Source organism: Terrabacter sp. MAHUQ-38, assembly GCF_014518425.1.
Classification (GTDB): Bacteria; Actinomycetota; Actinomycetes; order Actinomycetales; family Dermatophilaceae; genus Terrabacter.
On the sequence record NZ_JACVCU010000001.1, the window covers coordinates 534,557 to 556,307 of the forward strand.

Sequence of the window (21,751 nt, forward strand, 5' to 3'; positions counted from 1 at the left end):
AGTTCAGCGGCAAGACCGATGTGGCCTACCTGAACAAGCTTGTCGCTCATCACGTCTTGTGACGTGGCGGTGATCCCACGGCTGCTGCCGTACGCGAGCCGCCCTCATGTCTCGGCGGCGTGACAAAAGAATGGGCACGTCGCAATCCGGCGGTTGGTGGCCCGAGGCGCGTCTCTGTGCCGCGCTCTAGCAAGCGCGCTCCAGTTGGTTCGAGTATCTGCCGCGGCTCCGCGTGCAGTCGGTCAGGGCTTGTGAGTCAGGCGTCGTGGTGGCCCGACGGGCGCCAGGGCTCGTGCTGGTGTGAGAGCCAGACCTCCTGGGGGGCGAGTGCCCGGATCAGCCGCTGGCCTTCGGTGCGCGGATCGTCGAGCTCGTCGAAGAAGACGGCCGTGTCACCCGCGATGACGACCACGCGGCCGCCCGTCTGGACGACCACGACCTGCGAGCCTCGCGTGTGGCCGGGTGTCGAGACGAGCCGGATGCCGGGTAGCAGCTCGAGCGTGCCGTCGACGGGCACGTACTGCACTCCGGGCGCCTCGACCCACTCGCGGATCGTGTAGTCGGCCTGGCTCAGCGCGTCGTCCAGCTCCGCTCGTTGGACGTAGACCGGTCTGCCGGCGAAGAGATGGTTGCCGCCGCAGTGGTCGAAGTGCAGATGCGTGTTGACGACGACGTCGATCCCGGCCAGGTCAAAACCGGCTTGCTCGCTCAGTGGAATCAGCCGAGGATCCATGTCGTCGACCGCCGGGTGCAACTGCGTCATGCCGGTGTCGACCAGCACGCGCGCGCGGGGATGGTCGATGACATGCACGTAGACCGGTATCCGCTCGCCCTCGGCGAGCAGCTCGGCGACGAGCACCGGCGTGACGGTCGCCGTCGAGGCATCGCTTCCCGGTCCCTCGCCCATCTCGCTTCGTAGATGACTCATGGCGGAAAGTCTCGGGCACAGTGGCCGGCCGGCGGTGGTTATGCGACAAGTCCTTGCCGCTCATGCCTTTGTCCTGACCTGCAGTGAGCGAGCTCGTCACCGTGGCCTGCCGTCATGCCATCCGTGGGCGCAGCCCGTCAGAGGGCGACATGCCTTTGCAGGTCCACGGTCCGCGTTGTGTTCTGACCTAGGGTTGGCCGGCGAACTGGCCACGGCCTCGCGGACAGGTCGATGGTTCCGCCGTGTGGCGCCGCAGCCCCGACCGTGGATGAAAGGACAGCACAGAGATCCGATGGTCAACGTCCTGCTGGCTGGTGGCATCTCGATGGCAGTGGCACTGCTGTGCACGAAGCCCTTCATCGGCCTCCTGGTGCGGCACCGCTGGGGCCAGTTCATCCGTGACGACCTGGTCCACCACCACGTCAAGCGGGGAAAGCCCACCATGGGCGGCGCGGTGATCATCGGGGCGGCCCTGGTCGGCTACTTCACGTCACACGCGGTGGTGCTGGGACTGGGCGCCACCGGGGTGCTCAAGGTGGTTCACAGCAGCATCTCGCTTGGCGCCCTGCTGGTGCTCTTCCTGCTCACCGGTCTCGGCGTGGTCGGGTTCCTCGACGACTACACGAAGATTCGCAGGGAGCGCAGCCTCGGCCTCACGTCCAGGCAGAAGCTGCTCGGTCAGACGCTGGTCACCGTGGTCTTCGCCCTCGGCGCCCTGCTGTTGACCGACGAGCAGGGACTGTCCCCGGCCTCGACAGCGGTCTCCTTCATCCGGGACACCGGCATCGACCTCGCGTTCGCCGGCCCAGTCGTGGCGGTGATCCTATTCATCGCGTGGTCGAACCTGCTCATCGCCGGAGCCTCCAACGGCGTGAACATCACCGACGGCTTGGACGGCCTGGCCACCGGGGCCTCGGTCATGGTGTTCGGCGCGTACACGGTGATCGCCACGTGGCAGTACAACCAGGGCTGCGGCGTGGCTCCGGGGCCGGGCTGCTACGACGTGCGCGACGCGCTCGATCTGGCCGTCGTCTCGTGCGCGATCGGCGGTGCCTGCTTCGGCTTCCTGTGGTGGAACGCCTCGCCGGCCGAGATCATCATGGGCGACACCGGCTCCCTGTCGCTCGGCGCGGCCTTGGCCGGGCTCGCCATCCTCACCCACACACAGCTGTTGCTGGTGGTCCTGGGTGGCCTCTTCGTCATCGTCACCGCATCGGTGATCATCCAGGTCATCAGCTTCAAGCTGACCGGCAGGAGAGTCTTCCGGATAGCGCCCCTGCACCACCACTTCGAGATGGTCGGCTGGTCCGAGGTCACCATCGTGGCCCGCTTCTGGATCATCGCCGGCCTGTGCGTCGCGGCAGGCCTGGCGGTTTTCTACGGCGAATGGGTCTCCAACCGATAAGCACGTGCCGAGCCGGCGGCGTGCTTCGTTCCGCGGCGTCCAGGCGCATGCCTGCCGCTGGCCGTAGAGTGGCCAGGTCGGTTCAGTCGAGAGGATCGCGCCATGGGCCCCGACCGGTCTTTGAGTGAAGCCACCCGGGCCGCGTTGAACCACAGCCAGGTCATCGATCTGACGACGACTGGCCGACGGACCGGTCAGCAACGGCGCATTGAGATCTTTCTGCACAGCGACGACGAACAGCTGTTCATCACCGGGATGCCCCAGGCTGACCGTACGCGTGACTGGATCTACAACATCGAAGCCGACCCCCACGTGGTCCTTCACCTCAAGCAGTCGGTCGTCGTCGACGTGCCCGCGACCGCGCGAGTTGTCACTGACCCCGACGAACGCCGGCCCTTCATCGAGGCGGCTGCCAGGCGCTGGCGTCGCACGGACGTGCCAGACATGCTCCGGCACAGCCCGCTCATCGTGCTTACGGTCGAAGACTCCGGGGAGCATCGGACGGGCCTGTAGGGCTCTGCAGGCCAGGCACGATCATCGCGACGCAGCTTCCCGCAAACGTCGGCGCGCCACCGTCGAGGCGGCCTGCTTCGGTGGCCCGGAAGTCAGGAAGCACAACGGCACCCGCGCTGTCGGGTGGAGAATCGGCACGTGAAGATGTGGCCCCTTTCCTGCCACATCTTCGGGTGGCACCAGTTCCGCAGAATGCCCGGAGACGAGGAGATGCCGGCCTGACCGCCGTGTGTTCATCCCCTTGTGCCAGAGAGCAAGGCGAGGAACCGCTGCGCATCGCCCGTGCGCGGCAGGTTGTTGAACATGACGTACGGCGACGGTCGGCCCTCGACCAGGTCCCGAAGCCGAAGCAGCTCGTCATCGGTATGGACGTGCCGCGAGCCCGTGGTGCCGTGCAGCCGGTAGTAGGTCTGCTCAGGTGTCACCGTCTCGGTCTGCATGGGGTCGACGACGTGCACAAGGTTCAGCTCGGCACAGAGCTCCGTGAGCAGCTGTGTTGGCCAGTCGCCCCGGGGCTCCCACAGCAACCGCCCTGCTGGCCTCTGCACTTGCGCCATGAAGCTGCGCAGCCGCCTGATGTTCCCGGCCGTCGGGCGAAAGCTTCTCGGGCACTGCAGGAGCACGGCGGTGGCGCGCAGGACGCGGGCGCACTCGAGAGTCCGCTGCCAGCCCGCAAGGACCGGCGGGGTGGTCCGGAACGCTCCGACCTGGCCACGTGCGGTCTCCGGCAGAGGTCGTTTCAGCCGCCGGTAGGTGGGGCTGTCGGACTCATGGGTGACGATCTGCCAGGCCTTGATCGTGAACTCGAAGCCGGCCGGCACCTGGGTCCGCCAGCGCGTCAGCACGGCGTCCGCTGGCGGTTCGTAGAACGTGTGCTGCACCTCCACGACGGGGAAGCGCCGCACATACGAGGACTGGGAGACCGTCCAACCGCACAGTCCGACGCAAACGTCCACGGGGTGCACCTCAGCGTGTGGCGCGAGCCAACGGGGTGCCGTCCAGGGCGTAACGGAAGGCAACCAGCGAGTCGAACACCTGCAGAACGCCCGCCTCCTGCAGTTCACCGACGGAGAAGCCGCCGGTGCGTACCCCTAGGGTCGGGATGTTGAGCTTGGCTGCCGCCTTGGCGTCGTAGATCGAGTCGCCCACCATGATGCCGCTCGCACCCTCGACCTTGGCCAGCGCCGCTGACACGATGTCCGGCTCTGGCTTGCTGCGCTCCACGTCATCCGAGGTCGTCCAGTCATCAGCGAGGGACTTGCCATCGATGAGGTCAAGGAAGGCCTCGACGTGCTGGCTCTTGCCGGAGCTGGCAAGAACCAGCCGGAAGCCCCGCTCCTTGACCGCGGCCAAGAGCTCATGTGCGCCCTCGAAAGGCTGAACCTCGCCGATGAGCTCGTCGAACTCTTCCGCCCACGCCTCGCGCAGCGCGTCCCCATGGGCCTCCTCGACCTCCCGACCCCCCACCGCAGAGACGAACAGGTCCCCACCCATCCCGATGCCGCGGTGGATGCGCCACATCGGGCGGGTGATCTCAAAGCGGCGCAGGGCGCGGAACCATGCGAGGGCATGGTGATAGTTCGTGTCCACGAGTGTTCCGTCGACATCGAAGATCGCCGTGTCAGCCATGCCGGCTGCATACCCGAACGGGGACGCTGCCACCCGTCCTCGTTGGCCATCCTCCAGCCCAGTTCCGCTCGGTCTGGTCGTCGACCTCGGGGACCAAACCGGTTGGGTGACCGCGGGTCGGACCGCGCGATGGATTCGCGTGCCTGTGCCACAACGATTCTGGTGCACGTGACATCCGTCGGCCGGAGGTTCCCGCACTCAGCCCCTCTGATCGAGGGTCATGCCGTGCCGGATGGCTGCCTGGAGTGCATCGACGTTGACGACTGAGAGGCGTTTGAACCTGATGCAGTAGCCCGTGATGCTGGCCCTACCGATGGAGGCCCCGAAAGTACGCGACAGATAGGTCTTGTCATCGAGGCCGAGCACATAGACCGAGATGCCCGTCGTGTTGGCGCTCAGGCCGATGCGAAAGAACTCTCGCGACGAGCCATCCGCATAGGTGATGGTGTAGGCGCCGTAGCCAATGTTGGGGTTGGCCACGACCTTGCCGGCCTCGTTGGTGCCGTCGTTGAACCACAGCCTGCAGTCGGGGAACTCCGCGAGCATGTGGGCGTGCAGCTGTCGGAGGTCGGTCTGCTTGCCCTCGGATTGACTACGGAGGTAAGCCTCGACCTGTTCCGGGATGTGCATGTCGTACCAGATGCTAGCAACGCGCAAGGTCGGCGAACCTAGAGAACTCTTGCGGAAATCACGCGGGTTCCTGCCCGTTCATCTTGCAGTCCGCGCGGCACAGTTGTCGTCATGGGGGAGGACCGGCCGATCCGTGGGGGATGGCCGGAAGCAGTAACCGGTCGGGGGACCGGGTGGGGGAGTTGACGGGGTGGGTCCTGCCGGGGGAGTCGGCGGGACCCACCCCGATCCCGTTGCAGGGTGGTCGCGCAGAGTGGGTGGTGGGCACCCGCGCCTGTCCGAAAGGCTTGTCATCGAAGGGCGGCCCTGATCCACAACTGCCGCGTCCGCGCGGCGACCCAGGTGCGTCTATCCGCTGCGACTCTCCTTGGGTGACGCAGTGACATTCGTTTCCAGCAAGGCGCCGCGCTCACGTGGTGCTCGAGCCAGGCGGCCCGACGAGGGTCACGACGGCCGCGCCCTGGGCCGGGTGCCGCCGGTCCACCGGTGCGCATGAACGTCGTGCTCGACCGCCGAACCCGCCGCCGGTGGGAAGAGCTCCGGTAGCGGCGCTCCAGAGGGGCGCGACAGAGTCCTTGCGCGCCTTGCGCTCCGGACGGACCGAGGCGTCGAAGCGGTTACTGCCACTGAACGCAGATCCGTTCGCGCATCCCGGCGACGGTCGTGGGCTCCCAGCGGCGCCAGCCGATGGTGCTCATCCTCTTCTTCGTCTTCATGCCTCGAGAGCTCACTCATCGCACGACGGCTTCGACGACGGCCTTCCGATCCCCCGGCCTGTGCGTTCCAGAGGCCATGCTCGGCAGAGTGTGCCCCCAACAGTCGACACCGACGTCACGGCGTTGTGATGCGGGTGAAGAAGTCGGACTTCAGGCTGTCGTACTGCGGCGTTCCGAAGGCGCGCAGCTTCAGCTCGTTGTACTCGCCAAGAAGTTCCGGCTCGGACCTCAGTCGTTCCCACGCGACACAGAATCGGCGGTCGTGCTCACTGCCGGTGGGGGTCACGGCCAGTTCGATGGTCCGATCGCCGGTGACCGCAAACACGGCGAGCGTGTCTGCCCACGCGTCGAGGTTTGTTCGCGAGAGAGCCTCGTCCAGCCGAGCGAGGACCGCGACGAAGTTGTCGGGTTCGACGCGGAGGTGGAGATCGATGTCGCCCTTGGTGAGCGCCTCCGGAGTGCTCGACCCGCCAGTCAACTGGAGCGTTCCCGAGATGTTGAGCCGATCCAACAGGGCGCTCACCTCGCGGTGGACCGCCCTGGCGTCACCAGCCAGCTCGCCGGAGAGCACCAGGTGCCTCATGCCACCAACCCAAGCACAAGTGTTCGTGACAGTGCCGCTGACCAACAGGGCCGCGAGACGACCGGGCTCACCGTTGCCTGCGGCTTGGGCTCGTGGCCCGACTTCGCGCACACGCGGTCCCCCGGGGGATCACCACCGCATTCGGGTGCGCCGTCGCGCTCACTGATGCCCTGATCCATCGACAGGACCTCCGCTGCGCCTTTGCTCCGGCGAACTCGACCTGGCGCGTCACGACCTGCGCTTGAAGCTGGACGGCGGGTCGAGCAGTCCGGCGACACCGCGCTGCTGCTCACCCAGGTAGGCGTCGAGCACGAGGAGTCCGGCCGTGGCCATCGGTGTGGCCCACTGCAGCCAGCCCATCCGCCGGGTGAGCGTCCGCGCCTTGTCCCGCGCCGCCAGGTCCGTCTCCGCGCGCTCGAGCGCCTCGCCGAGCTCGGCCCCGGAGCGGTACGCCTCGGCGCTGACCATGACCGCTGTCCCGGTCAGCGCCGTCTTCAGGATCACGGCGGCTGCGGTCGGGCGGTGCCCGACGACTCGACGACGGTTGTCCGCGAGGATGGCGATGCCGCTCAGCAGGTGAAGTCCGATGGCCCCGCCCTGCACCGGCCCCCAACGCCGCCATCCTTCGTCGGCGATCTGGGCGCGTTCTCGCGCATCATCACCCTTCCGAGAGGCGGGGTTGAGTGCCACCGCACCGGCCAGGGAGCCGCCGAACCAGGCCGCGTTGGTGAGCACGTGCGTGGCACGAACGATGGTGCTGTATGCCGTCATGCGGAGTCCCTGGTGCGTGTGGCGCCGGTGTGGGCGGCGCGTTGTCCGGTGAGGACTTCGCCGTACCCGCTTCGGGCCGCGTCACACCCGTTGAGCCGCCCCGTCCCGCGACGTGAGTCCGGTCCACCGCATCGGTCTCGGCCGGACGCAATGCGCAAACTGTTACCGGCGAAACGTAGGCTCGAGGGGCCAACTGGCTCCTGACCAGCATGCCGAGGAGGCACCGTGTCTCAGACTTCATCCCGGATCCGGACGATCCTGCCGACTTCGAGTCGCACCGCCTTGGGCGCGACCGTCGCCGGCGGTCTGCTGACCGCTCTCGCATCGGCTCCCGAGCGGTTGAGCCGGCTCCTGCGGGACCGCTATCCCATGGTCGCCGTCACCGGGATGACCGGGGTCGGCAAGAGCCAGCTCGTGGACCGGCTGACGCGCCGCGCGTCCGACGACGCCGTGGCCGAGGTGGGCTCGGCGGTGATGGAACGGCGGACCCGCCGTTCCGCCAACCTGCACGGCTTCCGCTTCCTCGTGGTGCCGGGCGACAACGCAGCCACCCGGCTCGGTGCCCTCGACGAGGTGTTCCACGACGAGCCGGTCGACGGGGTGATCCATGTCGTCGCCAACGGCTACGCCACACCGCGGCGCGCCGCAGGCACGACCGGCGCGGCCACCGCGACCCGTGAGGAGCAGCTCGCCGCGGAGCTCGAGGACTGGGCGATCACGTCACACCGCATCGCCTCGATGGCCGTGCGCCGTCACAAGCCGATCTGGCTCATCATCGCCGTGACGAAGGTCGACCTCTACCCCGATGACGTGGACGAGGTCGTGCGCTACTACTCGCCGGGCAGCGGCTCGCCGTTCGCCGCCAGGGTCGACGCGCTGCGAGCCCTGGCCGGCGGCGCGAAGCTCTCGATCGACGTGCTCCCGGTCTCCAGCCAGGGCGGCGACCGCAAGTCGGCGATCTCGGACAAGCGCGCCGGGGCCATGGTCGATGCCCTCGCCGACCGGTTGGGCCAGCTCAGCGGTCACGCCTGAGCCAGGCCCCGGGAGATGCCGACACGCTCGGGTGACTTCCAGCTGATGATGGACGAGCTGCGCGCCGTCACCGGGTATGCCGTGTCCTGCGCCGAGCCCGCACTCATCCTTTTCGAGAGGGCCCAGCCCGACGACCCGCGGCCCGCGGCCGCGCTCGAGGCCGCGCGGGTCTTCGCCGAGGGCGCTTCCCGCTCACGGCTCCAACGAACAGCCGCCGCCGACGCCCACCGCGCCGCCAAAGAGGCGTCGACCGAGCCCGCCCGGCACGCAGCCACCGCGGCAGGAGATGCAGCCGCGGCGGCATACCTCCATCCGTTGGCGAAGGCGACGCAGGTGCGCCACATCCTCGGGGCGGCGGCCCGTGCCGCCCGGGCGGCCGAGCTCGCCCGCGGTGACGACCCCGTCGTCGCGGAGTACGTGATCACCGCCGCCTCCAAACGCGCGACCCCGATCGTCCTGGACGTGCTCCGTCGGTACCCGCGAGCGCCGCAGGGGAGCAGCCGGGTCGCGGAGCTCATGGCGCGGCTCGACAGCCTGCTCCGGGACCCGCCTCCGACGGCCCGCGTCGTCGACGACCCTGGGCCGTTCTTCCACGGGACGAGGGCCGACGTGGCCGTCGGCGAGCTGCTCACCCCGGGGTGGCGCTCCAACTACGGCTCGGGCCGGCAGTCCAAGCACATCTACCTCACGGCCACCCGCGAAGGAGCGCCGCTGGCCGCCGAGCTCGCCCGGGGTGACGGGCCGCCGCGCGTCTACCGGGTCGAGCCGATCGGGACGATCGAGGACGACCCCAACGTCACCGACAAGCGCTTCCCCGGCAACCCGACCCGCTCCTACCGCACGACGGAGCCGCTGCGGGTCGTCGAGGAGGTCGTGGGCTGGGAGCCTCCCCCGCGGGAGATGGTCCAGCACATCCGCGAGCGCATGGGCGAGCTGGCCGAGCTCGGGATCGAGGCCATGGACGACTAGGACCGATCGAGGAGCGGACGATGACGGACCACACGGCGGGTCGCGAACCGAGCGCTCACGTTGCAGGGTGACCTTGTGAGCGCCGAACCCTCGACCGACAAGGCCGCCGCCCTCCTCGCGCTGCACGCGGGTCCCGGCTTCGTGCTGCCCAACGCCTGGGACGCGGGATCCGCGCGCATCCTCGAGCAGGTCGGCTTCACGGCCATCGCCACGACCAGCGCCGGCATCGCGTGGTCGTGCGCCGTCCCCGACGGAGGGGTCATTGACCGCGACCAGATGCTCGAGTGCATCCGTCGCATCGTGGTTGCCGTGGACGTGCCGGTCACCGTCGACCTCGAGTCCGGCTACGGCGACACCGCGGAGGAGGTCGGCCGCACCGTCGCACTGGCCGCCGACCTGGGCGCGGTGGGCGCCAACATCGAGGACGCCCGCACCGGTGGGCTGTTCGACATCGACGAGGCCGCCGACCGCATCCGCGCGGCCCGGGCCGCGGCGCCGAGCGGCACCTTCGTGCTGAATGCCCGCACCGACACCTATTTCGCGGGAGCCGGAGCCGGCGTCAGCGGGGACGTCTTCGCCGAGACTGTCGAGCGGACGAGCCGTTACCTCGACGCCGGTGCTGACTGCGTGTTCGTGCCCGGCGTCGTCGACGAGGACACGATCCGGACCCTCGCCGCCGCCATCCCCGGCCCGCTCAACGTGGTGGCCGGGCTGGCCAACACCATCGACGCGCGAACCCTGTTCTCCCTCGGCGTCAAGCGAGTCAGCCTGGGCGGCAGCCTGGCCCGTGCAGCACTCAGCCTGCTGGAGCGCGCCGGCCGGGAGCTGCTCGACACCGGAACCCTCGGCTTCCTCGACGGCGCGATCGGCTACGCGGACCTGCAGGCGCGTTTCAGCGACTAGCCATCCTTCGCCCCACCGGCACGGGGCCGTATGCCGGGTGCCGAGCCTGCAGTGACCCGGCCGTCAGCTCCGCAGTACCTTCTCCATCGCCTTGCCCTTTGCGAGCTCGTCCACGAGCTTGTCGAGGTAGCGGATCTTCTGCATCAGCGGGTCCTCGACGTCCTCCACCAGCACGCCGCAGACGGTGCCCTTGATCGCCGAGACGTTCGGGTTGAGGTGGGCCTGGTCGAAGAAGTCCTCGAACGTCGTCCCGGCCGCGAGGTGGTCGCCGAGCGCCTTCTCGTCGAAGCCGGTCAGCCACTCGATCACCTCGTCGAGCTCTGCCTTGGTGCGACCCTTGCGCTCGACCTTGTTGACGTAGAGCGGGTAGACCGACGCGACGGACGTGGTGAAGATCCGGTGCATCCTTCGAGGGTAGCGACGAGTGCCGACCGTCAGGCGGCAAAGATGCCCACGGCATACGGACGCGGATCGTCCGGGAGGCGCCATAGCGTCACAGCCATGGCTATCGCTAGTTACCCCAGCTTCGTCATCGACTGCCCGGACGCCGCCGCCCTCGCGACGTTCTACGGCACCCTCCTCGACTGGACGGTGAAGACGTCCGACGACTGGGGTGAGATCCGGGCCGACAACGGCAACTGCATCTGCTTCCAGCAGGTCGAGAGCTACACGCCGCCCCAGTGGCCCGGCCAGGACGTGCCCCAGCAGATGCACGTCGACGTCATGGTCGAGGACCTCGACGCCGCCGAGCAGGCCGTCGTGGCGCTCGGCGCGACGAAGGCCGAGCACCAGCCGGGCACGTCGTTCCGCGTCTTCCTCGACCCGGCCGGCCACCCGTTCTGCCTCTGCGTCGACTGACGACCGGCCGGTCGACCGGCCGGTCGCCCGGCCGCCCGGCCGCCCTCGACGCCTCAGCCGATGAGGTGCTCCAGGGCGAGCTGGTTGAGGCGCACGAAGCCGTAGTCGCGCTCGGCCGCCTTCTCGGGGTCGAAGCCGTCGTCCATGGCGAGGAAGTCCTCCAGCGACTCCCCGGCAGCCAAGGTGGGCTCCGCGAGGTCGAGCACACCGGCATACGCCCAGGCCTCTGCCGTGCGCGGGTCGGCACGGAAGGCCGCGGCCTTGTCGGCGAGCATGAGGTAGGTCGCCATGCAGGCACGGGCCGACTCCCAGACACCGTCCATGTGCTCGGTGCGGGACGGCTTGTAGTCGAAGTGCTTCGGGCCGGTGTAGCGCGGGCCGTCGGGCGTGCCGGGGAAGCCGTTCTCGAGCAGGTCGACGGTGAAGAACGCCGACACGAGGTCGCCGTGGCCGAAGACGAGGTCCTGGTCGTACTTGATGCCACGCTGGCCGTTGAGGTCGATATGGAAGAGCTTGTCGCTCCACAGCGCCTGCGCGAGGGCGTGCGTGTAGTTGAGCCCGGCCATCTGCTCGTGACCCGTCTCGGGGTTGAGGCCGACGATGTCGCCGTGGTCGAGCTCGGCGATGAGTGCCAGCGCGTGGCCGACCGTGGGCAGGAAGATGTCGCCCCGGGGCTCGTTGGGCTTGGGTTCCAAGCCGATTCGCAGGTCGTAGCCCTGGGACTTGATGTAGCCGGCGACCGTGTCGAGGCCCTCCTTGTAGCGGTCGAAAGCCGCGTGCAGGTCCTTCGACCCGTCGTACTCGCTGCCCTCGCGCCCACCCCACATGACGAACGTGCTGGCGCCCATCTCGGCGGCGAGGTCGACCGCGCGCAGCACCTTGCGGAGTCCGAACCGGCGCACGCCGCGGTCGTTGGCGGTCAGGCCGCCGTCCTTGAAGACCGGGTGGCTGAAGGTGTTCGTCGTGACCATCTCGATCGTGAGGCCGGCCCGGTCGGTGGCCTCCTTGAGACGGCCGCAGAGCTTCGCCTTCGTCGCGTCGTCGGCGTCGAAGGGGAAGACGTCGTTGTCGTGGAACGAGATGCCCCACGCGCCGAGCTCGACCAACCGGTCGGAGTACTCCCACGGGTCGAGGGCGGGGCGGCTCGGGCCGCCGAAGGGGTCGGTGCCGGTCCAGCCGACGGTCCAGAGGCCGAAGGAGAAGCGGTCGTCGGGGGTTGGCTGGCGCGTCATGGTGGCTCCTCGTCGAGTACTTTGTTTTGCCGTGCAACTTATAGCCGTGACCGGCTAGGGTCAAGGCATGGCCAACCTGCGGCAGGCGAGTCTGCGCCATGCCAACCTCGCCCTCGTCGCGCGCACCGTGCTCGGGGCCGACGTGCCTCCCTCGCGTGCGGACGTCGCCGCGGTCACGTCACTGACCCGCTCGACGGTGTCGCGACTCGTCGACGACCTCGTCGCCGGCGGCGTGCTCGAGGAGGTCGCGTCGGTCGTCGGCGGCCCCGGGCGTCCGGGCCGGCCCGCGACCCCGCTGCGCGCCGCCACCGGCCGCTTCGCCGGGCTCGGACTCCAGGTCGGCGTCGGCCACCTGGCGGCCCGACTCGTCGACCTGTCGGGAACGGTCCTCGCCGAACACCTCGTGACTGCCGACCTGGCGGGTTCCAGGCCCGCGCCGACGCTGCGGCGCCTGCGCACCCTCGCGACCCGGGTGCTCGCCGCGGCCCCCGACGGCTGCCGTGTCGTCGGCGCGGGCCTCGCCCTGCCGGGCATCGTCGACACCACGTCAGGCCACCTGCTCAGCGCGCCGAACCTCGGATGGGAGGATGTCGACCCGGGACCGGCCCTGTCCGAGCAGCTCGGCGACCTGCCGCTCAGGGTCGGCAACGAGGCAGACCTCGCGGCCCACGCCTTCGCGGCCCCCACCCCCGGGCGTCACCGCGAGCCGTCCGACTTCGTCTACCTGAGCGGAGAGGTCGGTATCGGTGGCGCGGTCGTCGTCGGCGCCGCCGTCATGACCGGTCGCCACGGCTGGGCCGGCGAGATCGGCCACGTCTGCGTCGACCCCGACGGGCCCGCCTGTCGTTGCGGCTCCACCGGGTGCCTCGAGCAGTACGCCGGCCGGCTCGCCATGCTGTCGGCGGCCGGGCTCGGCGCCGACACGCCTTCCACCGAGCTCGCTCGCCGAGCACACGAGGGCGACGAGCGAGCCTGTGCCGCAGTGCAGTCCGCCGCCCGCGCCCTCGGCATCGCCCTCGCCGGGGTGGTGAACGTGCTCGACATCCCTACGGTCGTCCTCGGTGGTCACCTGGCCCAGGTGGGTGACCTGCTGGCCCCCGAGGTCGACGCCCTGCTCGGCCGCCGCGTGCTGTCGGCGCACTGGGTGAGCCCCACCGTGGTCGTCGCGTCCGACGACCCCGCGCCGGGCGCGACCGGCGCCGCCCTGCTCGCACTGCAGAAGGTCGTCATCGAGCCCGCCTGCCTCATCGACGCCTGAGCGTCACGGGCCGGCATCGAGCCGACCCTGCATCGACGCCCCGGGCAGCGGGTCGCCCGCCTCCCAGCCGAACCTCCAGGGGTGGACCGCCTCGACCCACCACGTCGCGCCCGCCTCCGCGTGCGCGGCGAAGAGGTCGAGCCGCGCCGGATCGCCCGGGTCGCTCTCACCCGGCACGACGACGTCGAACCCGGCCATGCCGCCGCCCACTCCACCCACGCCGTCACCACCCGCAGCGCCCCGGAACCGGGACACGTACGCCGTCACGTCCCGCGTGTCCTGCACCTCCCAGTGGCCGTCCAGCCGCATCGGCACGACCCCGTCCCACCGTGCTGCCCGGCGGAACGGCTTGGTGCCCGGCCAGGTCCCGGCAACCCACACGGGAACTCGCGCTCGCCCGACCGGGGTGGGGTGGAAGAGCCCCGCCCACCGCGCATCGGGCTCGCCGCCCGCGACCCGGTAGTGCGCGCCCCGGTGATCGACGGGGCGGCCCGACCACACCGCTCGAGCAGCTCGAGCTGTTCGTCGAGCATCCGCCCCCGCACGACGGCGTCCGGTTCCTCCCTCAGGTAGTCCCACTCGAACGGCATGGCCCCGATCCCGACGCCGAGCACGGCACGGCCGCCGCTCAGACGGTCTAGGGTCACGGTCTCGCGGGCCACCTTGGCGGGACGTCGGCGGGGGAGAGGTGTCACCAGGGTGCCCAGGCGGACCCGCGACGTGCGGACGGCCGCCACCGCGAGCGCCATCCACGGATCCACCACGTCGACCGGGCCCGGGTCGAAGGCAAGCAGATGGTCCCACAGGAAGAAGCCGTCCCAGCCCGCACGTTCCGCGGCCACCGCCCAGTCGGCCAGCAGGCCGGCGTCCAGGCCCGGGCCGAAGTTGGGGACCGACACCGCGAACCGCACCAGCCCAGTGTGGCAGCGCCGCGTGCGGGTGCGGTTGGTCAGCGGATGCCGGCGAGGTCGATGGTCCAGACGGGGTTGCCCGGCAGGGTCTTGACGCGCTCGCCCGTCGCGAAGCGGCTTGCAGGCTGGATGAGGGGGACGAACGGGCTGCTCAGGTTCATCGCGAGCTGCCACACGGCATACGCCGCCTGGCGATTGTCACCGACGGACGCACGCGCTCGCTCGGTGAGGTCGTCGATGAACGTGTCGCTGCCTCGAGCCCAGCCCGCGTGCAGGCCGAGGAGCTCGCCCGGCGCGAAGGCCAGGTAGTTCTCGGGGTCGGGGTAGTCGGGGTTCCAGCTCCACAGGCTCAACGCGCTGCGGCCGCTGCGGTAGGCGGCGAGCGCCTGGCGCGCGGGCGCCGGGCTGAGCTTCACCTTGATGCCGACATCGGCCAGCTGCCGGCTGACGCGCGCGGCGAGCACACCCGGCGGGATGCCCTGGATCGGCAGGTCGACGGCATACGTCAGCGGGATCTGCTGGCCCTTGTAGCCCGATCGGCGCAACGCCGCCTTCGCCGCGGCCAGGTCGCGCTCGGGCACGACGGGCTGCGTGACGATCGGCGTGGGTATGCCGTCCGGCCCGGTCGTGAGGACGCCGCCGGGTGTCGCCGCGGAACCGGTGGGTGCTGTGGTCGAGCCGGCGCCCGACGGGGTGGGCGTGCCGCTCGCGGCCGGGGTCGTGCCGGTGGGCCCGGGGGCCGGCACGGTGGGCGCCGGCTTCGGCGGAGGCAGGTCGTCGAGCGCGCCGACGATGCCCGCGGGGATGAGCCCGGCAACCGGCATGGCACCCGGCACCGCCGCGGCGACGGCCTTCCGGTCGATGCCCAGGCGGACTGCCTCGGCGAAGTCCGCGTCGGCCGTCCAGGCGTTGACGGCCCGGGTGCGGTTGAGGGCCAGGTAGACGAGCGTGCTCGAGCGCATCGTCGTCACGGTGACGGCCGACGCCTGCGAGCCGGACGCGGCCCCGTCGGCCTGGGACGGCGACAGGTCGAGCGCGACGTCTGCGGCGCCCGACCGGATCGCGTCGAGCTGCCGGGTCGGCGTGAGGTTGCGCACGACGACCTCGGGGAAGGCGGGGGCCGGGCCGCTCCAGTTGGGGTTGGTCGCGAGGCGGATCTCGGACGTGCCGTGCACGCTCTCGATCATGTACGGGCCGGAGCCGGCGGAGTGCGTCGAGAGGTAGGGACCGGCAGTGTCGCCGGGGCCGATCGTGCCGCCGTGCGCCTTGACCGCGGCGGAGTTGAGGATCCCGAAGGCGGGGTTGGCCAGGATGGCCGGGAGTGCGAAGTTCGAGCCGGGCGAGCTGAGCGTGAACGTGCGGTCGTCGATCTTCAGGGCGGACACGGTGCCGAGGATGCTCTGTGCCGGACCGGGCAGGCCCTTGGCGCGCGCGAGCGTGAAGAGCACGTCGTCGGTCGTCACCGGGGTGCCGTCGGAGAAGACGAGGTCCTTGCGCAGTCGCAGCGTCAGCCACCGACCCTCGGGCGACAGGGTGTACTCGGCCATGCCGGGCACGACCTTCGTCGGGTCGCTCGGGTCGAGGGTGGTCAGGGTCTGGTAGAGCGCATGCGTGAGCATGGCCCCGCTGCGGTCGAACTGCCGGGTCGGGTCGAGCGTCGAGTGGTCGAAGACGGTGCCCACGACGAGCGGGCGCTGCTCGGCGGTCGGCGCGGCGGTGCCCGGCGCACCCGTCACGTCCGGCGTCGAGCCGGAGGTCGCAGCGGGGTCGGCGGTGACCGTGGTGCAGGCCGCGGCGGACGCGAGCGAGAGCACGACGAGCACCGCAGCCGCGGCGGGGCGGGCGACACGTCGACGCATGGACTTCCTTCGGGCGCGCCCGAGAGGGCGTCGGGCGGGGGCAGCGGCACTACAGCACGACGACAGACGGCACCGGCGACAACCGCGGAGCACCCCTGTCCGTGGTCCGAAGTCTAGCCGCCGCCACCCGCGGCCACGCCCGCCTCCTCGGCCGCCTCGGGCACCTGACCGCCCTCGAACCACTCGACGAGCTCGGGGTCGAGGGCCGGGACATCGACGGCACCGCCTCCGGTACGCAGGGAGCTCGTGGCGCAGGCACCCGCCGCCACGGCCTCGCGCGCCGCGACGGGCGAGGTCATCGTCTCGCCGCCTTCGCGCGCGAAGCGGACGAACTCGGCCACGAGCAGCGGGTCGGCGCCACCGTGCCCGGTCGTGTCGGCGGCCGGGACCTCGATGACCTCGTCGGCGTCCTCCCGGTAGGCGTCGGTGCGGCGGGTCCACACCTTGACCACGGCGCCGGGGCCGTCGCCGAAGTTCTCGAGCCGGCCCTTCGTGCCGATGACGGTGTAGTTGCGCCAGTAGTCCGGGGTGAAGTGGCACTGCTGGTAGCTGGCGAGCACACCGCCCTCGAGCACGAGGTGCGCCATCGAGATGTCCTCGACGTCGACGACCGGGTGCAGCTCGCGCTGCTCGGTGGGCGGCCAGTTGTCGAGGGAGTACCAGTCGGCCATCCGGCGGTCGGAGTTGTCGCGGTGGTCGGTGATCGCGCCGTAGACCGCGAGGGCGCCGACCGCGCTGACCCGCCTGCTGTAGGCGCCGGCGAGCCAGTGGATGACGTCGATGTCGTGAGCGCCCTTCTGCAGGAGCAGGCCCGTGGTGTTGCGACGGTCGGCGTGCCAGTCCTTGAAGTAGTAGTCGCCTCCGGCGGACACGAAGTGGCGGCACCAGACGGCCTTGACCTGCCCGATCGTCCCGGCCTCGATGACCTCGCGCATCGCCGTGACGACGGGCAGGTGGCGCATGTTGTGGCCGACGTAGAGGCGCGTCCGGGTGCGGTGCGCCGCCGCGAGGATGCGGTCGGCGTCGGCGATGCTCGTCGCGAGCGGCTTCTCGACGAACGTTGGTATGCCGGCCTCCAGGGTCCGCACGGCGTGCTCGGCGTGCACGTGGTCGGGGGTGAGCACGAGCACGGCGTCGACCTCGGAGCGGACGTGGGGCGCGAGGATCTCGTCGAGGGAGGCGACAACGCGGACGCCCTCGATGCGCGCGGCGGCGTCGCGTCGCCCGCGCTCGGCGGTGTCGCAGACGACGGTGACGCGGCTGCCCTCGCCGGGACGGTGGGCGTACCTCGCGAGGCTCGCGCGCAGGCCGAAGCCGACGATGCCCATGCGCAGGTCGGACTGTCCGGACTGGTCGGTCATGGGTGGGGGCAGACGGTCAGGGGAGCAGGTCGTCGAGGTAGGTCGGGAGCATGTCCCACCACGTCGGCCAGTCGTGCTTGTAGCCCGGACCCCAGTCGTCCACGCGGTTGGGGATCCCCTTGGTGCCCAACACGTTCGCGACGGCCCACGACTCGCCGACGTCCTCCCACTGACCGCTGCCGGAGGCGAGCACGATCATCCGGCGCCGGAGCAGGTCGAGGTCGGGGCCCTGGAGGTCGGGGAGGAAGTGCAGCGGCGAGCTGAAGTACATGTCGTCGGTGAAGCGGCCGCCGATGAACTTCTCGACGGCATACGTCCCGCTCATGCAGACCGCTGCGTCGACGAGGTGCGGGTAGCGGCACGTGATCGCGAGCGCGTTGAAGGCGCCGATCGACGCGCCCGCGACGACGACGGGCAGGTGACCGCCGACGTCGGAGTGGATCGCGGGGATGATCTCCTCGGCGACGGCCTCGTGGAAGGCGTTGAAGAGAGCCATCCGGTAGTCGGTGGACCCGACCCGCTCGGCCATGGCCTTGCCGGCGACGCTGTCGCACGAGTAGACCTTCGCGCGCCCGGCGTCGATGAGCGGCAGAAGGTGGGCGACCATCTTGTGGCGCTCGACCTCCTCCGCGTCACCCCCGGCGGTGGGGAAGAGCAGCACCGGCACCCCGTAGGTGCCCCATCTCGCGACGGTGATGTCCTGGCCCAGACGGTCGGAGTACCACCGGTCGGTCACCTTCATCGCGCGAGGCCTTTCTTTCGGGTGGCCCCACTCAACCACGAGGGTCCGCGGGGGTCCACGCGGACGCAGCGCCCTCAGGGCCGCTGAACTCCCGTGTGCTCATTCATAGACGAACTTCTGGGGTCCGGGGAAGAGCCAGGAGAGCCCGTCGCCGAGGCGGTCGCGCCAGTTCTCCCAGTTGTGGCCGTCGCGGGACTCCGTGTAGCGCACCTTCATCCCGGTGTGCCGGAAGACGGGGACCATGGAGCGGTTCGGGGTGATGAGCGGCTCGTAGACACCGCACGTCATGTAGATGCGGTCGACGACAGCCCTCGGCTTCTCGCGGAAGCGGTTGACGAACTTCACGACCGGGTCGAACGCCGGTCCGCCGCCGTGGTCGAAGCCGATGTCGGTGAAGACGAGCGACGCCGACTGCAGCATGAGCGAGCCGAAGAGCCCCGGGTAGCGGACCGCGGTCGACAGCGCCGCGATGCCGCCGAAGGAGCTGCCCATGAGACAGCGGGCCTCCGGGGTGTCGGCGAGCGGCAGCCGCTCGGTGAGGAGCGGCACGAGCTCACGCGCGATGAACCGGGCGTGGGGCGCGTGGTTGGGGTACTCCTTGAGCCGGTCGCGCGGCGGTACGAAGACGGCGACGAGCGGGTCGACGTCGAGCCGGTGGATGAGGTTGTCGAGCACCGTCTTCATCGCCGCGAACTCGAGGTAGTCGGTGCCGTCGTGGACGATGAGGAGCGGGTAGCGCTGTGCATGGTTGAAGCGGGCCGGCAGGTAGATCTGCACCGGCTGGTCACGGCGCAGCGCCCTGCTCCGGACGTGCTCCTCGACGAGGGTGCCCTCGCGGGCCTCGGGGTCGAAGGCCACCCAGTCGGGCGCGCGGTAGCCGATGGCGGCACACACCGACGACGAGCCCATGGGGCTGTGCGCGAGCCGCGGGTTGAGCGGGTCGTTGAACCGCTCGTACTGCTCGCCCTTGCGGATCTCCACCTGGTACTCGACCCGCGACCCCTCGGGGAGGACCGTCGTGACCGACCACAGGTCAGAGTCCCCGATCCGCTTGAGTGGCAGGGGATCCGGCAGGCCGACGACACGGTGACGCACCCACACCTCGTCCACGGCGCCGCGGTAGAGGAACGTCGCCCGCTCACCCTCGATGAGAGGCGAGCCGTAGCGCGCGACGAACCGGTCGATCGTCGGGCCGTCGAGGGGCAGCCGCTCACGGAGCCGGTTGATCGCCAGGCGGGAGACGGGCGTGGTCGTCATGACGCCCCCACCGTGACCAGGGTGCCCTCGGTCGACAGGACGCGGGCACCGGCGGGGACGACGGCACGGCCGTCGGCGGTCGCGCTGCCCGGGCCGAACCGCACGACGCTCCCGGCGTCGAGGGGCACGAGTCGGTGCGCAGGGAACCGCGCCGCGAAGACGGCCATGCGCTCCCGGTCGTCGAGGGCGAGACGCCGGCGGGCGTGCGGCAGCGGCACGACGCCGCGCACGCGGCCGAGCCCGCGGTCGTGCACCTCGGGCGCCGTGACGCCCTGCGGGGCGAAGTCGTGGAACAGCACGACGGGGTCGCACACCGCCATCGCGCCGGCGGACCAGGCGATGACCGGCAGCTCCGGCGGCACCGACACGGCGAGCAGGCGCAGAGTCTCCATGAGGATGCCGACGTGGCCGCCGGCGATGACGAGCGCGGCCGAGGCAGCGAGCGTCTGCGCGACCTCGGCGCGGTGGTCGGCGAGCGCCTCGCTGCGTGTCACCGCCTCGGTCGCCGCCGTGCGCTCGACGAGACGGGCCACCTCCCAGGCGTACCAGTCGTCGACGTCGCGCAACGCCTGCAGGGCGGAGCGCTCGGCGCCTTCGCCGATGCCGTGCCGCGACGTACGGCGCCGCACCGCGAAGACGGCATCCCACGCCGACTGCAGCCGGATGCCGTAGAAGGCGCGCAGCTCGTCGTGGCGCGAACGGTGGTCGAGGACGGCACCGCGCAGGTCACGGTCCCGCGACAGCAGCTCGACGGCCCGCTGGTAGAGGCGCAGGTTCACGCCCCGGCCGTCGACCGCGGCGAGGAGCTCGGCGTCGTCGGCCTCGCGCTCCTCCCAACCGGCGTTGACGATGGCCACGGGGCCCTCGGTCCCGAGGGAGCGGAGCGTGGGGGCGACGGTCGTGGTGAACCTCTGTGGACCGAGAAGGATCGTCGTCATCTGGTCAGCCGGCGTGCACGTGGACCGTGCGACCGACGTCGTCGAGCATGGCGCGCACCGTGTCGTAGTCCGGGTGGCGCAGACGGACGTACGCGTTGGCCATGTAGCCGGCCTCGACGGCCTGCGTGCCGTGCCCCTCCGGCGGGAAGTGCCCGTCGATGATCCACTCGCCGTAGCGCGACTGGATCTCGTCGATGCCGGAGTAGCCCCGGATCGCCCCGTCCTGGTCAGGGCGCAGCGCGACGATGCCGGCGGCATACGCGCGGCTCAGCTGCTGCTCGGGCTTGCGGTGCGTGATGACGTGCGCCCACTCGCGGTAGACGTCGACGTCGTTGGCGGCGGAGTAGAGGTCCCACGCGCCGACGCCGGGCGGGCGGCAGCCGATCTCGCTGAACTTCAGGCCCTTCGGGCCGTAGAACCACTCCATGTGGGTCGCCGAGGTCTCGATGCCGAGGGCCTCGATGACGCGCGCACCGAGGCGGCGGACCTCGGCGTAGAACGGGTTGCCGTCGAGGCGGTTCGTCGTGATGAACTGCGGCGAGATCCAGCGGTGGCGCATCGCCTCGAGGACGTTGGGGTAGTAGTGCGTCGCCCAGTCGTGCACGACCTCACCGTCGAGGGTGATGGTGTCGTAGAACCCCTCGTGGCCCTCGACGAACTCCTCGACCGCGATCGAGGTCGCGCCCTCCCGGCCGTAGCCCGCGAGCGCCTGCTCGAGCTCGTGCGCGTCGTCGACCCGGACGGTGCCCTGCGCGCCGGCGCCCGCGCGCGGCTTGAGGATCAAGGGGTAGCCGACCCGGGCGGCGAAGTCGCGGGCCTCGGCGGCCGAGTCGACGGCCGCGCTCGCCGCGGTCGGGACACCCGCCTGGCGCAGCGCCTCCTTCATCGACGGCTTGTCGCGGCACAGCCACGTCGTGCGCACGCTCGTGCCCGGGATGCCGCACGCCTCGCGGACGTGGGCCGCAGGCATCGTGTGCGCCTCGACCGTCGCCTCCAGCGCGTCGATCCACACCTTCTCCTGGAAGTAGCGGACCGCCTCGACCATCTGGCCCACGTCGGTGACCGACCCGACCCGGTAGTAGCCGCGGAGCGCTCCGAGCACGTCCTCGCCGAGGTGCCCCTCGTCCGACTCGCCGATGCCGTAGACGTTCGCGCCGACAGAGGCGAGGGCGTGCACGAACCGGCGTTGGTTCGCCGGGAACGACGGCTCCACGAAGATGATGTTCACCCCACCGACCCTAGGGGTCGACGGGGTG

The 21,751-nt window shown here is 70.5% G+C and carries 23 protein-coding genes; 7 read left to right on the plus strand and 16 right to left on the minus strand.

All coding sequences use genetic code 11. The features are described 5' to 3' along the window. Positions 1-256: 256 nt before the first annotated feature. The gene (locus H9I49_RS02580; RefSeq protein ID WP_255523584.1) at positions 257-928 is read right to left on the minus strand and encodes an MBL fold metallo-hydrolase; all 672 of its coding nucleotides are present in this window, start codon (positions 926-928) and stop codon (positions 257-259) included. Between the two features lie 292 nt (positions 929-1,220). Here H9I49_RS02580 and mraY point away from each other — a divergent pair, with 292 nt between their 5' ends. Further along, the gene (gene mraY / locus H9I49_RS02585) at positions 1,221-2,333 is read left to right on the plus strand and encodes a phospho-N-acetylmuramoyl-pentapeptide-transferase (protein WP_188028752.1); all 1,113 of its coding nucleotides are present in this window, start codon (positions 1,221-1,223) and stop codon (positions 2,331-2,333) included. Between the two features lie 102 nt (positions 2,334-2,435). Continuing rightward, a complete protein-coding gene (locus tag H9I49_RS02590) occupies positions 2,436-2,846 on the plus strand; it encodes a nitroreductase family deazaflavin-dependent oxidoreductase (RefSeq protein WP_188028753.1) in 411 nt (136 codons plus the stop codon). Between the two features lie 233 nt (positions 2,847-3,079). Here H9I49_RS02590 and H9I49_RS02595 read toward each other — a convergent pair whose 3' ends face one another. The 5 genes from H9I49_RS02595 to H9I49_RS02615 all read right to left on the minus strand — a co-directional run bounded on the left by H9I49_RS02595 (position 3,080) and on the right by H9I49_RS02615 (position 7,175). Beyond that, positions 3,080-3,811: a DUF72 domain-containing protein gene (locus H9I49_RS02595; RefSeq protein WP_370587396.1), complete on the minus strand. Its 732-nt coding sequence runs from the start codon at positions 3,809-3,811 to the stop codon at positions 3,080-3,082. A 1-nt stretch (position 3,812) separates the two neighbouring features. Beyond that, complete coding sequence (locus H9I49_RS02600; protein ID WP_188028755.1) at positions 3,813-4,475, minus strand: HAD family hydrolase; 663 nt, start codon at positions 4,473-4,475, stop codon at positions 3,813-3,815. A gap of 198 nt (positions 4,476-4,673) precedes the next feature. After that, on the minus strand, positions 4,674-5,105 hold the full coding sequence (locus tag H9I49_RS02605) for a DUF1801 domain-containing protein (protein ID WP_188028756.1): 432 nt from the start codon (positions 5,103-5,105) through the stop codon (positions 4,674-4,676). A gap of 831 nt (positions 5,106-5,936) precedes the next feature. Next, on the minus strand, positions 5,937-6,392 hold the full coding sequence (locus tag H9I49_RS02610; protein WP_188028757.1) for a GrpB family protein: 456 nt from the start codon (positions 6,390-6,392) through the stop codon (positions 5,937-5,939). A gap of 240 nt (positions 6,393-6,632) precedes the next feature. After that, positions 6,633-7,175 (minus strand): hypothetical protein, encoded by a 543-nt coding sequence (locus tag H9I49_RS02615; RefSeq protein ID WP_188028758.1) that lies wholly within the window; start codon positions 7,173-7,175, stop codon positions 6,633-6,635. 225 nt (positions 7,176-7,400) lie between these two features. Between H9I49_RS02615 and H9I49_RS02620 the strand changes: the two genes are divergently transcribed. From H9I49_RS02620 to H9I49_RS02630, 3 genes are all read left to right on the plus strand, one after another. Further along, entirely contained in the window at positions 7,401-8,207 is an 807-nt protein-coding gene (locus tag H9I49_RS02620; protein ID WP_188028759.1) for a GTPase domain-containing protein, read from the plus strand. A gap of 15 nt (positions 8,208-8,222) precedes the next feature. Beyond that, positions 8,223-9,176 (plus strand): NAD(+)--rifampin ADP-ribosyltransferase, encoded by a 954-nt coding sequence (gene arr / locus H9I49_RS24295; RefSeq protein WP_188028760.1) that lies wholly within the window; start codon positions 8,223-8,225, stop codon positions 9,174-9,176. A 75-nt stretch (positions 9,177-9,251) separates the two neighbouring features. Next, the gene (locus tag H9I49_RS02630; protein ID WP_188028761.1) at positions 9,252-10,079 is read left to right on the plus strand and encodes an isocitrate lyase/phosphoenolpyruvate mutase family protein; all 828 of its coding nucleotides are present in this window, start codon (positions 9,252-9,254) and stop codon (positions 10,077-10,079) included. Positions 10,080-10,142: 63 nt separating this feature from the next. On the opposite strand, the gene H9I49_RS02635 is transcribed toward H9I49_RS02630, so the two are convergent. Then, entirely contained in the window at positions 10,143-10,484 is a 342-nt protein-coding gene (locus H9I49_RS02635) for a DUF2200 domain-containing protein (RefSeq protein WP_188028762.1), read from the minus strand. A 96-nt stretch (positions 10,485-10,580) separates the two neighbouring features. Between H9I49_RS02635 and H9I49_RS02640 the strand changes: the two genes are divergently transcribed. Next, the gene (locus tag H9I49_RS02640; protein WP_188028763.1) at positions 10,581-10,937 is read left to right on the plus strand and encodes a VOC family protein; all 357 of its coding nucleotides are present in this window, start codon (positions 10,581-10,583) and stop codon (positions 10,935-10,937) included. A gap of 53 nt (positions 10,938-10,990) precedes the next feature. On the opposite strand, the gene xylA is transcribed toward H9I49_RS02640, so the two are convergent. Next, on the minus strand, positions 10,991-12,169 hold the full coding sequence (gene xylA, locus H9I49_RS02645) for a xylose isomerase (protein ID WP_188028764.1): 1,179 nt from the start codon (positions 12,167-12,169) through the stop codon (positions 10,991-10,993). Between the two features lie 67 nt (positions 12,170-12,236). Between xylA and H9I49_RS02650 the strand changes: the two genes are divergently transcribed. Continuing rightward, positions 12,237-13,427: an ROK family protein gene (locus tag H9I49_RS02650; protein ID WP_188028765.1), complete on the plus strand. Its 1,191-nt coding sequence runs from the start codon at positions 12,237-12,239 to the stop codon at positions 13,425-13,427. 3 nt (positions 13,428-13,430) lie between these two features. Here the strand turns inward: H9I49_RS02650 and H9I49_RS02655 are convergent, their stop codons facing one another. The 8 genes from H9I49_RS02655 to H9I49_RS02690 form a co-directional block, all read right to left on the minus strand. Continuing rightward, a complete protein-coding gene (locus H9I49_RS02655) occupies positions 13,431-13,694 on the minus strand; it encodes a hypothetical protein (RefSeq protein WP_188028766.1) in 264 nt (87 codons plus the stop codon). Further along, positions 13,691-14,338, minus strand: coding sequence for an LLM class flavin-dependent oxidoreductase (locus H9I49_RS02660; RefSeq protein WP_188028767.1), 648 nt, complete (start codon positions 14,336-14,338; stop codon positions 13,691-13,693). The genes H9I49_RS02655 and H9I49_RS02660 overlap by 4 nt, the downstream gene beginning before the upstream one ends. Before the next feature lie 38 nt (positions 14,339-14,376). After that, a complete protein-coding gene (locus H9I49_RS02665; RefSeq protein ID WP_188028768.1) occupies positions 14,377-16,197 on the minus strand; it encodes an ABC transporter substrate-binding protein in 1,821 nt (606 codons plus the stop codon). A gap of 113 nt (positions 16,198-16,310) precedes the next feature. Further along, entirely contained in the window at positions 16,311-17,558 is a 1,248-nt protein-coding gene (locus H9I49_RS02670; RefSeq protein WP_188028769.1) for a Gfo/Idh/MocA family protein, read from the minus strand. Positions 17,559-17,574: 16 nt separating this feature from the next. Then, complete coding sequence (locus H9I49_RS02675; RefSeq protein ID WP_188028770.1) at positions 17,575-18,300, minus strand: esterase family protein; 726 nt, start codon at positions 18,298-18,300, stop codon at positions 17,575-17,577. A 99-nt stretch (positions 18,301-18,399) separates the two neighbouring features. Next, on the minus strand, positions 18,400-19,557 hold the full coding sequence (locus tag H9I49_RS02680) for an alpha/beta hydrolase-fold protein (RefSeq protein WP_188028771.1): 1,158 nt from the start codon (positions 19,555-19,557) through the stop codon (positions 18,400-18,402). Further along, a complete protein-coding gene (locus H9I49_RS02685) occupies positions 19,554-20,495 on the minus strand; it encodes a hypothetical protein (RefSeq protein ID WP_188028772.1) in 942 nt (313 codons plus the stop codon). The genes H9I49_RS02680 and H9I49_RS02685 overlap by 4 nt, the downstream gene beginning before the upstream one ends. Positions 20,496-20,499: 4 nt before the next feature. Beyond that, complete coding sequence (locus H9I49_RS02690) at positions 20,500-21,723, minus strand: ATP-grasp domain-containing protein (RefSeq protein ID WP_188028773.1); 1,224 nt, start codon at positions 21,721-21,723, stop codon at positions 20,500-20,502. Positions 21,724-21,751: the final 28 nt, after the last annotated feature.